Raw genomic sequence first — 13075 nt, 5'->3', positions numbered from 1 at the left:
CGCGTCTGCGGCCTTCACGCCCTTGGCCGGCTTGCCGATCACCACCGCCAGTTCGCACTCGTAGTGCATGAAGGTGGCGTCCTTCGGCCGGCGCGTCTGCGCGTTGTGGCCAATCAGCGTGCCCGGTCCCTTGAGGAACACCAGCGGCTCGTCCTTGGCCGTGACGGTCAGTTCCTTCGACAGCTCCCTGACGTGATCCGCATAGTTCAGGCCCAGGGCGATGATGGTGCCCACCTCGAAAGGCGGTAACCACACCACAGCGTCCTCTGCCACCACGCGGCCATCGGCCAGCTTCAGACCGTCATCGTACGGTACGGCACTGTGTACTGCGCCGGCATATGCAACACGGGCGGTTTTCATACGATCGCTCCCTGCAAACGGCCGAAGACATCGGCATGGATACTGAAGCGCTGACCCTTCGCGATGCGGGGCAGGTCGGCGCTGACGCCGAGCAGCAGAATGTCACCGGGCTGGAGCGTCATGAAGTCGGTGACCGCAGCAAGAAGTTGTGCGGCCGGCCGGACCATGTTGGACATCGATGCCACCGTCGCTGGCTCATCATCAATAGTGACCTGGATGGAAACTTCCTCGAGCGAACCAGTTTCGGCAAGCGGCACCACGCGCGGTCCGACGAAGCATGAGTTGTCCTGCGCAACGAACCGCACCGAGGGGCGATAGAAGCTGTCGTGCGGCACGCTCAGGTCGGCAACCAGCGTCACACCGGCCAGATATGACAACGCCTTCTCTTGCGACACTCGACTCGCGGTCTTGCCGATCACCAATCCGAGCGTGGCACCGATCTGGAGTGCCGGCGCGTCGGCCGCCATCTCCATCTGGCCGCCGTCGGCGGAAAGCGTGTTACGAGATTTGATGTACAGAATCGGCGCTTGGGGAGCCACCTTGTAGGGCGGCTGATTGACCGCGTCGCCGATGCGCCCGAGCGCATCGCAAGAGTTCAGGAGCGTGCCGTAGACGACGCCAGACAGCCGGTATGGCGGATCGTCGAAAATCAGGGGGAGCGCTTCGCCCATCGTTCTATCCTTATTGAGTTGGTGCTGCTACGTTGCGTGGTCGCAGCTCAGTCGACCGTAGCACCCGAAGCCTTCACGACTTTCGCCCAGCGAGGACCTTCGGTGCGGATGTAAGCGGCGAGTTGTTCGGGCGTACTCGTTCGTACCGTTGCGCCCTGATCGACAAACTGCTTCCGGACCGCCGGATCGTTGAGGACCTTGACGAGTGCGGCGTTGTAGGTCTTGACAATATCGGCCGGCGTTTTGGGGGGCGCCACGATGCTCTGCCAAGCCACGGCTTCAAAGTCGGCCGTTCCCGGGATGCCAGTCTCACGCACGGTGGGAACATCCGGCAGATTAGACAGGCGCGTCGCGGAGGTCACGGCAAGCGCGCGCAGCTTTCCGGCTCGAATCTGTGGCAGTACGGGGGCCAGATCCGCGAACATCATTGGCACTTGGCCGCCCAGTACATCGTTCATGGCTGACGACGTGCCCTTGTATGGGATATGGGTCAACGAGATCTTCGTGGCGGCCTTGAACATCTCCGCAGAGAGATGTTGGGGACTACCATTGCCTGCTGACCCGAACGTCAGGCTGCCTGGCTTGGCCTTCGCAAGCGCGACAAGCTCACCAAGCGTCTTGACGTTTCCTGACGGGTTCACCACCACCACCAGCGGCACGGCGGCGACCAGCCCGACCGGTGTGAAGTCGGCCGGCTTGTAAGGAAGCGATTTATACAGCGTCTCGTTGATCGCCAGCGTGGTGCTGGTCGCCATCAACAGCGTCGTGCCGTCAGGCGCTGCGCGTGAGGCCAACTGGGCGCCGATGATCGTGCCTCCGCCAGGGCGGTTGTCAACGATGACGGTCCGGCCCAGTTCCTGGGACATATTCTTGGCGACGATGCGGGCGAGGATGTCCGTAGCGCCTCCGGCTGCGTACGGGACAATTAAGGTGACAGGCTTGTCATCTTGTGCCGTGGCAGCGGTCGCACAAGTGGCGGTCATTGCAAACGCGCCCATGATGCGGGCGACGCGGGGCGTAAAGAGCTTCATACTGACTTGTCTCCGTTTCTCATTCTTGCTGCAACTGCAAGTGGCTGTGCTATCCGGCACAGCCACCCTTGACACGTAGGCTTAGGCGCGCGCACCTCGCAGCGTTTCAACCAGTCCGGTGGGGTCAGCCGGAATCGTGTCGCCGCGCCACGCGACATGTTGGTCCGGACGCGAGATCACCAGCGCGTGGCGATACGCGTCGGGGACCTTCTCGCCGAACAGATCGACCACCTTGATGGGCAGGCCTTGCTTGGACGCCGCATTCAACAGGCCACTGATATCGGTATCGGGGCGGAACCGGAGCACAGCGTAGTCTTGCCCCATCACGTCATACAGCGAGCGGCCATCGGCAAGCACGAAGTGCGGCGTACGACAGCCAGGGACTGTAGAAGGCGTAAATGCGCCCATGCTGTACCCCGGCTGCTGCTCGCCGTCGTAACTGATCAGCGGCGACTTATCGTAGAAGTAGCCAAAGTTCAGGCCTGCGCAGCAGTACTGTTGTACGTTCAGGTTGTACGCGCGCTCGCCCACTTCCCTGCGAATGGCGTCACCTTCCTCGCCCGGCTCTTCGATGCGCTGAGGAACAATCCGGCGCTCGGTCGCCATGGCGTGCGCATGGTCCATGACGAAGTACGAGACCTGCGAGGTGATCGGATGGCGCTCCGCCACATAGGCATCGAGGATCTTGTCGTCGCCCCAGCCCCTCACCCGTGCTGCTAGTACCCACGCCAGGTTGGCGGCGTCGGCAATACCGGCGTTCATGCCATACCCTGCGTAGGGCACCCAGAGGTGTGCAGCGTCGCCGCAAATGAAGATCCGGCGATCTCGGAATTTATCTGCCACCAGACGGCGGCCAAACCAGTCTTCCTTGTTGATCAGTTCGTATTCGAAGGTGCTGTCGACGCCCAGGATCTGGCGAATGCTCAGGTCGCGGTCCACGGACTCGAAGTCGGGCTCTTCATCCCTCAGGTAGTTGTGAACCAGCCAGAGTTCCTTGCCATCGATGGCATAGACGTTGCCGCTGCGAATCGGGCTGAGCGAAAAGGTCGCCCACGCCGGCTGGTACTTGAACATGCTCAGCAGCTTAGGCGCACGAATGTACGAGGACTGAACGCGCTGAATCACGTCATCGCCCACCAACTTTGCGCCGATTGCCGTACGGATCATGGAGCGCCCACCGTCGCAGCCGACAAGATAGTCCGCCGAATATTGTGTCGTTTCGCCTGAATCCAGATCACGAGCCTGCACCGTGACGCCACCATCGTCCTGCGACACTTCAGCGACTTCGACGCGATTGACAATGGTCACGTTTTCCATCGAAGCCGCATGCTCGAACAGAATCGGCTCGAGGTAGATCTGGTTGATCCGATGCGGCGGCTCCATCGTCGGCCAATCCGTGTCAGGGCCAGGATCACCACGCAGGCGCCCTGCACGACCAGGGATCGGAATACGGGTAAGCTCGATCCCCGTTGCACTCGTGCGGTACACAACATCGTGCGGGTACTCGTCCGGCAGACCCGCGGCGCGGACTGCCTTGGCCACGCCGAGTCGACGGAAGATCTCCATCGATCGCGCCGACACGTGATTGCACTTCACGCTGGGTGCCTCACCCCGCGGGCGACGCTCAAGCACCAGAACGGATACGCCTCGCGAGGCGAGATCCATTGCTACCGTCAGTCCGACGGGACCTGCACCAACTACGATGACACTGTGTTTGTCTTGTCTCATTTGGGAGAACACCCTCTTTAATCGTTGTCCGATGCAGCCAGTCTAGGGAGGTGTCCCTGCGCAAACAAACGAACTCTTCTTATCGACTTCTAAGGAAATCCTATGGATCCCCCCGTCACTTCTCAGACCGACTTCGATCTTTGCGTGCGACCAAGCCAATCTCGTAAAATGTCACTTACAGTGCATATCAGCCTTGCTCTGGGTAGGCGCAACGACTGCCTCCAGGCGGTCAGCCCAAGCAGGCTACGGGCAGGTGTGAGCCGTGAGAAATTGAATTTCTTTCGGCATTTATAAAAATCCTTTATAGTTCGAATCGCGATTCGGCACAGCCGAATCCTCCACCTACGCTCCCAGGTGAAGCGCATGCTCAAGAACGTCAGTTCACCAGTGGTCGAAAAGAAGACCATGTCCCTCAAAAGTCTTCCCTCGATTCGTCAACTTCGCGCGTTCGTCGCCGTCTACTACACTGGCAGCCTCTCTGCTGCAGCGGAGGCCCTGGCGTTGACGCAGCCCGCTGTGACCGTGCTGATCAAGGAACTGGAGGAGAAGCTTTCGGTTCGGTTGTTTGACAGAACGACAAGGGCCTTGAGACGGACCGAAGCGGCCACAGAGGCCATTGCATTTGCCGAGCGTGCGCTCGGTGAACTCGACGCGATGAGTACCAGCATGCTCGACCTGGCTGAGACACGCAAAGGTCGCATCCGCATTGCCGCCACGTCGACGGTCGCGCAGACCATCCTGCCGAAAGTCATTCGACGCTTCCTCGATCTTCACCCTTCCGTCCAGGTAAATGTGGACGATTGCGCCCCATCCGAATTCGCTGAACGCGTTCTTTCGGAACGCGTCGATCTCGGAGTGGGCACACTGGAAAGCGACATTACCGGCCTGGCCGAACATCGGTTCCTTGACGACTATCTGTGCGCCGTTGCCACGGGCGAGGCGTTCGACGAAGACAAGCCGCTGACCTGGAAGCAGTTGGCCTCCTTTCCCGCCATCCTTGTTCGTCCAGGCTACGGCGTCAGGCGCAGCATTGATCGAGCCGTGCATCAGGCGGACGTGCAGTTGCAGGTGGCGTTCGAGGTCTCGCTGCTCACAACTGCGATCGCGATGGCTGCGAACGGGCTGGGTGTTGCTGTCATTCCTCACTCAATCCTCGCGCACACGCACTACAGCAACCTTGTTGCCCGCAGGCTCATTCGTCCGACCGTTCAGCGCACGATTTCGGTCGTCTTCAAGGAAGGCCGCTCCCTATCCCCTTCCGCGCAGGCATTTGCCGATCTCCTCGAACTGGAATTCGCGGCGCCATGATCCGTGGCGCACAACGCCGTGAATCCTGACGTTGACGGCACCTACGCACGCTCGTTCTTTTCGACGCAACCGCAGCATTGGCGCCAATCCTGCTGATCGAAATGCTCGAGCGCATCTGTTCGGAGCTCGAAGAGACGGCGCGTGCACCGATGAAAAGGTGCTGCCGGCCGACTGAGCAATTGGAGCAACTGAATTTGCCCGGAGAGCTGACTCGCGCGCGGAGCTGCTCGACGACCGAGAAGCTCCGCGCTGGAGAAATGAACAGTTACTTCACGTGACTGTGGGCAAGTCCTTTAAGCTTTTCCGATCGAGTTTCCGTGCCGACAAACATTAAAGCGATGATTGCAAGCACGAAGAACACCACAGCGTAGTGTGCCGGAGCCAGTTGGCTTCCTGTCATCTGTTGAATGTAAGTGACAAAGAAGATGGAGAAGCCGCCGAACACCGTAGCCGCCAAGTTATACGTAATCGACAGACCGCTGGCGCGGACGCGCACCGGGAAAAGATCGGACATATACGTCGGGGAAGGGGCATAGGCGGCTGCAATCAGAATGGCGAACCAGCATTCCACCACCAGCAGCGAAGCGAAGCTGGGATGGACGATCACGTGGTTGTAAGCAGGGTAGATCGTCACGGCAAACACTACCATGGACACGGCCAGCATCTTGCGGCGCCCCATATTGTCGCTCAGCAGGCCGAAGATTGGGATCAGCGCCATGCGAAGCAGCACCGCAACGAACAGGACGAAGAACGCGTCTCCCTCCGAGATGCCCAGTGTCTGCTTTGCATAGAGCGGCAGGTACGTAACGATGACATATGACATCACGTTGACGGCTGCGCTGACCGCCGTACCGGCAATCAATTGCGGTGTATAGGACTTCACGAGATCGGCCATGCGGATCGATGCGGCCGGCGCCGACTTAAATTCCATCGGTTCATCGAGATGACGCCGGATGTACAGCCCCACGGGACCAATGAGCAATCCCAGGAAGAACGGAATCCGCCATGCCCAACTTTCGATTTCCGCCTGCGTGAAATACTTGAAAAGGACCGTGCCAACGATGGTCGACAGCAGTGCGCCCGACGCCTGGGCGAACATCTGCCAGCTTCCATAGAATCCTTTCTTGCCAGCGGGTGCGAATTCAATCAGATACGACGTGGCACTCCCGAACTCGCCGCCTGCGGAGAACCCTTGCAAAAGCCGGGCGGCCGAAACGAGGATCGTCGCCCACAGTCCAATCTGCAGATAGGTCGGCGCGAACGCGATCATTGCGGTCGACACAAACATCAGCAGGATGACCAGTGTCATCGCAGGCTTTCTTCCGACCTTGTCGGCGTAGATCCCAATGGCGATGGCGCCCAGGGGACGGGCGACAAATCCGATGCCAATACTCAACGTGGCCAGGAGCAACGCGACCTTGGGGTCACCACTTGGAAAGAACAGACGACTAAGGGTCGCTGCCAGGAACCCATATACGATGAAATCGTACCATTCCAAGGCGTTGCCGATGGTAGCTGCGAGAATGAGCTTCCAGGGCTTCAGTTTATTATGCCGTACTTCCATTACTTTATTTCCGTTTCGAAATTACAATGCTTTGCCCATTAAACCGTAGCCAAAAATTTCGGTAATTTATAATCGAATCTTGCAGCGGCTTAGTCAATGAGCTACGCCACGGCTTCATGTTTAACCGCAAAGGTCGCAGGCCAAGTTTGTTTCTTCGGAAGCAGCATTTCCAGCAAAACGCCGCAATCATGATCACCCATCGGAATCACCCTACATGTCTTGCTAGGCAACGGTTCCTGCCGCCCGGACATGACCTTAGGGTTTCCACTGATTCCGTTCCTCATCATGGTGCCGACGCCCAAATTGAGCGCATCGGATTCACCACAACGATTAATAAATGAACGTGCGATTTCCTGTCATGACCTTGGACGCTCGATTACGAAACGTAATCACGATGCCCTATCCGCCATAGCGGGATGGCGCGTAATGGTTCAGGATCGGATAACGCGATGTAATTTTTGAGCGTCGCATCACGCAGGGCGACGGTGGGCGTAGCGGTAGACGCCAACCAGCCACAGATTATCCGCACTGTTATATCGACATGTTTGACTTTCCTGATCACATCCAGAAGCTTCAGCCATACGTGCCTGGGCTTGCCATTACCACCTTGGCCAACGAACTCGGCGTGGCCCCGTCCGCAATCGTCAAGGTCGCGTCGAACGAGAATCCGCTGGGACCAAGCGTGCTCGCCCAGAGGGCGCTAGCCAGCGCTGCCCCAGAGCTCGCGCTCTATCCCGACAATGATTCCCTGGAACTGACACAGGCCATCGCAAGCTTCCACGGCCTGCCGGCCGGCTGGGTCGTAGTCGGAAGCGGTTCGGAAGCGGTTTTGAGCATGGCCGCGGTTGCCCTCCTATCCCACGGGCGCGACACCGTCTATTCGCAGTACTCGTTCCAGGCATTTGCGGGCGCAGCACAGCGTGTGGGCGCAACCGCTGTGGTTGTCCCCTCGCCCGACTTCAAAGTCGATCTCGATGGCCTGCTCGACGGCATCAACGAGCAGACCTCCCTCGTCTACATTGCCAATCCGGGCAATCCGACCGGCACGTACCTGAAGAACGACGAGATTGAGTCGTTCTTGCAGCGCGTACCTGCACAGGTTGTCGTTTTGCTGGACGAGGCCTACTTCGAATATTTGCCGGACGCGGAGAAATCCAACTCACTCGAACTGGTCCGACGCTACCCGAATCTGCTGGTGACACGAACGTTCTCGAAGGCTTACGGCCTGGCCGGCCTGCGCGTCGGTTACGGTATCGCTCAGCCTGGTATCGCGGATATGCTGCGTCGCGTACGCGCGCCCTTCTCTGTCACACGTGCGGCACAAATTTGCGCGGCTGCTGCGCTTCACGACACGGACTTCCTGGCAAGAACGGTAGCGTGCAATGCCGAGGGCCTTACCTATCTGTATCGCGCCTTTGATGAACTAGGCGTGCAGTATGTACCATCGTATGCCAACTTTGTGCTGGCCAAGGTGGGCGACGGGATCGGCCTTAGCAAGCGGTTGACCAAGCGCGGCGTCATTGTTCGCCCGCTAAAGTCGTATGGCCTCGATCAATGGATCCGAATTTCCGTCGGCACAATGAACGAAAACCAGCAAGTCGTTGCAGCCATTCGCGCGGAGCTCCAGACCGCACGGTAGTACTCGCGCGGCTTCGGTGAGAAAAGGGAGATCCCTCGATCTCCCTTTTTTCTTCGACTTGTCACGCCTGAAAATGCCTTCCATGGCGCAGCGAGCGTGTTGGGGGGCAACCCAGCAAGAAGGGCGGCTAAACTTCAGCCGCCCCCGCTCGCCAAATTACACGGCGCCGTGTAGGGACCGGTAAGTTAGACATTCCTCCACGCCGTATCGGCCGTTCTCACGTCCAATTCCAGATTCGCCGCGACCACCGAAGGGCGTAGCGAGGTTCTGCGGCGCGCCATTAATGATCACCTGGCCTGTCTTGAGTCGCCGTGCGAAAGCAGTGGCGCGCTCCTTGCTGGCTGACCACACCGCTCCGGACAGACCGTACTTCGTGGAGTTGGCAATCGCGAGCGCCTCGTCCTCAGTGTCATAGGGCATGATGGCGAGTACCGGGCCGAACGCTTCCTCTTGGGCAATTTCCATCTCGGGCCGCACGTCCGACAGTAGCGTGACGGGGTGAAAGTAGCCCTTTGCTGGTAAGTCGCGCGCGCCCGGTTCTGGCGACACATCACGTGCCCCTTGCGTCTTCGCCGTAGCGACCATCGCGCTGACACGTTCGAACTGTCGCGCATTCGCCAGCGGCCCAAGTCGGGTAGCAGCGTCGAGTGGATCGCCGAGCGGCCAGGCTTGAATCAGCCCCTTCAAGCGATTCTCGACATCTCTGAGCTGCTGCGCGGGAACGATCAACCTGGACTGACTCACACACGCTTGGCCCGAGTTGGCGATTGCCATGCGCATCACGACCGGCAATGCCACGTCCAGATCGGCATCGTCCAGGATTACGGCGGCTGACTTGCCGCCGAGTTCGAGCGTCACCCGCTTCAAATGCTTGCTGGCGTCAGCCATGATGGCACGACCGACTCCGGTGCTACCGGTGAAGCTTACCTGGTCAATCTCGGGGTGAGTAACCAGGGCCTGCCCGATTGCCGCATCGCCCCATACCGAATTGACCACGCCCGCCGGCAGATCCGCCTCGTGGCAAGTCTCCACGAAAGCCTGCGCCGCACCGGGAGCCAGTTCGCTGGGCTTGAGCACGACCGTGCAACCCGCAGCGATGGCTGCAGCCACCTTGGCAACGATCTGGTGAAGCGGGAAGTTCCACGGCGTGATCGCAGCCACCACGCCGACCGGCACCTTCTCGACCACTCCGTTACCGACGGACTCCGACCAGACGATCTGATCGAGGGCATCGATGGCAAGCTCCAGGCCCCGCAAGGCCATCGGAACCTGCATCAACTCCCCCAGCCAGACTGGGCAACCCATCTCCTGGGCCAGCAGGCGAGCAATCGCGCCAGTGCGCGACGCCAAGGCGGAGTGCAACCGACGCAGGACCGCCCGACGTTCATCCAGCGTGGACAGGCTCCACCGCGCGAAGCCGGCCACCGCACACTTCACGGCAAAATCGAGATCCGCGACGGAGGACGATCGGACTGACGCGATCTCTTCACCGGTGGTGGGGCTGAAGACGGGCAACCAATCCTGACCAGTCGCCTTATGGAAGGCGCCCTCGGCATAGTAGTGTTCGTATTTCATTGCGTTGCACGGTCAAGCGGATTTTCAGGGGCTTCCGGTCCCTTCATGCCCGCCATCGGCTGCAAGCGCAGCAGATGCCACGGGCTCGGCACAACACCGATCTTCACTTCGATGAGCACCGGACCACCAGACAACGAATCGCGAATGGCCGCCCCGAGAGCTTCCGGGGTATCGACCTGCACGGACGGCACGCCGAATGCCTTTGCCAGCAACTGGAAATCCGGATTGCAAAGATCCACCGCGATCTCCGCGCCGAAGACGCGGTTCTGGATGGCTCGAACGTTGCCATAGTGCCCGTCATTGAATACGACGAGCGTGACGGGGAGGTTGTAGCGCTTCGCCGTCGCCAGTTCCTGCAGGTTCCAGCCGAATCCACCGTCGCCAGTGATCGACAAGACCCGACGCCCGCCGCCACCGACCGCGGCACCCAAGGCCACGGGGAATCCGTAACCGAGCGTACCTTGATAGCCCGGCCCGATGTACGTCCGCGGTTCATATACGGGAAATGCGATGCGTGACAGATATCCGACCTGGGTCAGCTCATTCACAAAGATGCCGTCCTCAGGAAGCGCATTGCGCATGGCTTCGATGTAAGCAGCCTGCGGCTGAATCATCGAGATCTGTGCTTGGGCCCATGATTTGACTTCGGCTGCACGTTCGTTCGACAGCGCGACTCGCTTCTCCAGACGATCCTCGAGGGACGCCAAGGCATGACCGGCGTCGGCGACGATGGCGACATCGGGCGCGCGCGGAGGCGTCAGATCCCCGGCATCAATGTTGATGTAAACGTACTTCGTCGCGCCAGCGGGCCAAGAAGCGGTCGGCGTCATGGCATCGGCGAAACGGCTGCCGATGACGACAACCACATCCGCGTGCTCGAATACGGCCCTGCCTGCGAGCGAATTCATGGCGAGGGGATGGCGATCGGAGACGGCTCCGCGCCCGTTATCACTCATGACGATCGGTGCGCCAATACGTTCAGCGATACGACGCACGCTGTCGCCGGCATTGCTGGCGATCACGCCACCACCGATGTAGAGAACCGGCAGCCTTGCCGAGTTGATCAGCGCCGCGGCCTCACCGAGCACGCGCTCTTCTATCGGGTCGCAGCCCTCCTTTTCTACCGTTACCGTCGATCCAACTGCAGCAACGTCCACAGTGGTCTGCAGGTAATCGTGGGGAATCTCGATCCCCACCGGCCGCGGACGGCCATTGCCGGCACGGGAATAGGCCTCGCTGACTGCGCCAGAGATCGCGGTCGGCGCACCAACGAGCGTGTGCCATTTGGTCAGGCCCTTGATATAGCCGCTCTGATCCTTGATCTCGTGCAAGAGGCCATAGGCCTTGCCCACGCCACCCGAGTGAATCTGAGGGGTGATGAAAACCATACCGGAGTTCGACGCGTACGCCGTGGCGAGCCCCGCACCGGCGTTCAGCGCGCCCGGGCCGGGTACGACCATGGCGGTCCCCGTTTTGCCAGTGGCCCGATAGTAGCCATCCGCCATGTAGGTCGTAGATTGTTCGTGGCGCGGTACGAAGAGATTGATTTCGCCGGGCCGCTTTCGAAGCGCTTCCACGGCCCAGTCAAGTTGAATTCCCGGAATAAAGAACAGGTCCTTTACGTCATTTCGTACCAGGCTATCAACAAGAATCTCGCCGCCCGTTATCGTGGTTTTCATCTAGCAGTTCTCCAAGGTGTTCGCCCGCTCTTGCATCCACGTCCTGCGACGGCGTGATACGGACCATGTTCTGTCTGACCGCCTCGATTGGCAGCCGGAATAGCGCACCTGGCAGGGTGACCACAGTTCGCTGGTTGTGCGCCTGCGTTCGCCCTACCGGATCAGGGGCTTTGGGAATTTTGCGTGAATAGCCCAGCCGGGCGCGATAGCGTTCCCGCGCTCGCGATTCCAGGAAGCAATCAGGAATGGACGGCGTGTTCCGCAAAGGAAAGACTTTGCGGGCGCGAGGCGGCGTGGCAGAGGCGTCGGCGCCTCACTATAGGCGGGACGCGTCGTAAATGTGCTTAGAAAAAGGGAAGCCTAGCTCGCTTCGCCCACGATCGCGCGTGAGATCCGTGCAAACGATGAGATCATCGCCACGAGAGTCTGTCCTCCAGGCGATAGCCGTCGCGTTGTCTTATAGACGATTGCGATCCAGTAAGGTACCGGCGGCTCTTCAACGGGAATCGCAATAAGGTTCTTGGCTACCAACGGATGTTCAAGTAGCGCACGGGGTACCCGCGCCAATGCATCCGACTCCATCAACATCGATACGATGCTGAACAGCGAATTGCTAATTGCTGCAAATCGCGGACGGCCCAAGGCTTCGCGGTCGAACAGTTCCCAGATACTGTCGTCGCTCATTGCACCCTGTTGGGACGTATCCCCTGCCACCACCCAGTCGAATTTAACAAGGTCCCGAAGCGATGTCGCCCGGGCCCCGGGATGGCCTGCTCGGCCGACAATCACCGGTTCAGACTGGTATAGCCGTTCCACCTTGAGGTCCCCTGCGTCAAAATTCCGAGGCAATCGCACCACGGCAAGCTCAATCTTGCTTTCGCGAAGGGCGCTAAGGAGATCGTGGGAAATGCCCTGTGTCAATCGAACAGCTACGTCCGGCATGATGCGACGAAAGTCCTGCAGCACCGCCGGAACCAGTCGAATTGACGGTTCAATAGAGATGCCCAGGGAGACCGTGGGCGACGCGTCATTGGCGTTTGTCTTCAGCCACCGGTCGGCTCTGTCCGTCTCCTCCAGGATCGCTTTGGCGAACTCAAGGAAGGATTCCCCCCGCGCGGTCAACAGCACGCCCTTAGCACTGCGATCGATCAGGTCAATACCGTACTCCTCCTCTAAAGCAGCGATGCTCTTTGTGAGTCCCCCTTGAGACACGTTGAGGGCTCGAGCCGCCGCGCGAAAGCCGCCGTGATTCACGACAGCCATAAGCGCTCGCAACTGCTGGATTGACATTGACACAGGCAATTTGAAATTTGAACTACGGGGCACTCCGCTCCCGGCTGCGGGCGGTGGCGTTGAGATGCGAATGTTAGCCGGGCACATGGGGTGATGCTATTGGGGAATCATCTGAGCCCCCCACCAACTTGCACCCGTACATCCCCGTGCTGGATAGGAGGACCACCATCTGGGAGCGATTTTTCCGCTATTGCGCAGTTGCTATACCGGCTAAAAGGACCGTCGTA

10 protein-coding genes are annotated in these 13075 nt (G+C 59.7%); 2 read left to right on the top strand and 8 right to left on the bottom strand.

What is annotated here, in order from left to right; all coding sequences use genetic code 11:
* From E1J61_RS28505 to E1J61_RS28490, 4 genes are all read right to left on the bottom strand, one after another.
* A partial coding sequence (locus tag E1J61_RS28505; protein WP_207951269.1) for a fumarylacetoacetate hydrolase family protein occupies positions 1–360 on the bottom strand: 360 nt, incomplete at its 3' end.
* A complete protein-coding gene (locus tag E1J61_RS28500; RefSeq protein ID WP_133097268.1) occupies positions 357–1031 on the bottom strand; it encodes a fumarylacetoacetate hydrolase family protein in 675 nt (224 codons plus the stop codon). The genes E1J61_RS28505 and E1J61_RS28500, both read right to left, overlap by 4 nt.
* A gap of 47 nt (positions 1032–1078) precedes the next feature.
* Positions 1079–2029 (bottom strand): tripartite tricarboxylate transporter substrate binding protein, encoded by a 951-nt coding sequence (locus E1J61_RS28495; protein WP_133097282.1) that lies wholly within the window; start codon positions 2027–2029, stop codon positions 1079–1081.
* Positions 2030–2143: 114 nt separating this feature from the next.
* Complete coding sequence (locus tag E1J61_RS28490; RefSeq protein ID WP_133097267.1) at positions 2144–3790, bottom strand: FAD-dependent oxidoreductase; 1647 nt, start codon at positions 3788–3790, stop codon at positions 2144–2146.
* A gap of 363 nt (positions 3791–4153) precedes the next feature.
* Between E1J61_RS28490 and E1J61_RS28485 the strand changes: the two genes are divergently transcribed.
* On the top strand, positions 4154–5098 hold the full coding sequence (locus tag E1J61_RS28485; RefSeq protein WP_133097266.1) for a LysR family transcriptional regulator: 945 nt from the start codon (positions 4154–4156) through the stop codon (positions 5096–5098).
* 265 nt (positions 5099–5363) lie between these two features.
* Here the strand turns inward: E1J61_RS28485 and E1J61_RS28480 are convergent, their stop codons facing one another.
* Positions 5364–6662: an MFS transporter gene (locus tag E1J61_RS28480; RefSeq protein ID WP_133097265.1), complete on the bottom strand. Its 1299-nt coding sequence runs from the start codon at positions 6660–6662 to the stop codon at positions 5364–5366.
* A gap of 541 nt (positions 6663–7203) precedes the next feature.
* On the opposite strand from E1J61_RS28480, the gene hisC reads away from it, so the two are divergent.
* Complete coding sequence (gene hisC / locus E1J61_RS28475; protein WP_133097264.1) at positions 7204–8301, top strand: histidinol-phosphate transaminase; 1098 nt, start codon at positions 7204–7206, stop codon at positions 8299–8301.
* 156 nt (positions 8302–8457) lie between these two features.
* On the opposite strand, the gene E1J61_RS28470 is transcribed toward hisC, so the two are convergent.
* From E1J61_RS28470 to E1J61_RS28460, 3 genes are all read right to left on the bottom strand, one after another.
* Positions 8458–9876 (bottom strand): aldehyde dehydrogenase family protein, encoded by a 1419-nt coding sequence (locus E1J61_RS28470; RefSeq protein ID WP_133097263.1) that lies wholly within the window; start codon positions 9874–9876, stop codon positions 8458–8460.
* Positions 9873–11555, bottom strand: a complete 1683-nt coding sequence (locus tag E1J61_RS28465) for a thiamine pyrophosphate-dependent enzyme (RefSeq protein WP_133097262.1) — start codon at positions 11553–11555, stop codon at positions 9873–9875. The genes E1J61_RS28470 and E1J61_RS28465 overlap by 4 nt, the downstream gene beginning before the upstream one ends.
* A gap of 360 nt (positions 11556–11915) precedes the next feature.
* Positions 11916–12845, bottom strand: a complete 930-nt coding sequence (locus E1J61_RS28460; protein WP_133097261.1) for a LysR family transcriptional regulator — start codon at positions 12843–12845, stop codon at positions 11916–11918.
* Positions 12846–13075: the final 230 nt, after the last annotated feature.

Origin of the sequence: Cupriavidus sp. L7L, assembly GCF_004353535.1 — a bacterium.
Lineage (GTDB): Bacteria > Pseudomonadota > Gammaproteobacteria > Burkholderiales > Burkholderiaceae > Cupriavidus > Cupriavidus oxalaticus_A.
Note: the sequence above shows the minus strand (reverse complement) of the source record. Positions and strands in the feature narration are given on the sequence as shown.

What these genes read in the sequence shown, in the direction of transcription:
- E1J61_RS28500 (WP_133097268.1), bottom strand. Translation starts at nt 1,031, where the DNA reads ATGGGCGAAGCGCTCCCCCTGATTTTCGACGATCCGCCATACCGGCTG.
- E1J61_RS28495 (WP_133097282.1), bottom strand. Translation starts at nt 2,029, where the DNA reads ATGGGCGCGTTTGCAATGACCGCCACTTGTGCGACCGCTGCCACGGCA.
- E1J61_RS28490 (WP_133097267.1), bottom strand. Translation starts at nt 3,790, where the DNA reads ATGAGACAAGACAAACACAGTGTCATCGTAGTTGGTGCAGGTCCCGTC.
- E1J61_RS28485 (WP_133097266.1), top strand. Translation starts at nt 4,154, where the DNA reads ATGCTCAAGAACGTCAGTTCACCAGTGGTCGAAAAGAAGACCATGTCC.
- E1J61_RS28480 (WP_133097265.1), bottom strand. Translation starts at nt 6,662, where the DNA reads ATGGAAGTACGGCATAATAAACTGAAGCCCTGGAAGCTCATTCTCGCA.
- hisC (WP_133097264.1), top strand. Translation starts at nt 7,204, where the DNA reads ATGTTTGACTTTCCTGATCACATCCAGAAGCTTCAGCCATACGTGCCT.
- E1J61_RS28470 (WP_133097263.1), bottom strand. Translation starts at nt 9,876, where the DNA reads ATGAAATACGAACACTACTATGCCGAGGGCGCCTTCCATAAGGCGACT.
- E1J61_RS28465 (WP_133097262.1), bottom strand. Translation starts at nt 11,555, where the DNA reads ATGAAAACCACGATAACGGGCGGCGAGATTCTTGTTGATAGCCTGGTA.
- E1J61_RS28460 (WP_133097261.1), bottom strand. Translation starts at nt 12,845, where the DNA reads ATGTCAATCCAGCAGTTGCGAGCGCTTATGGCTGTCGTGAATCACGGC.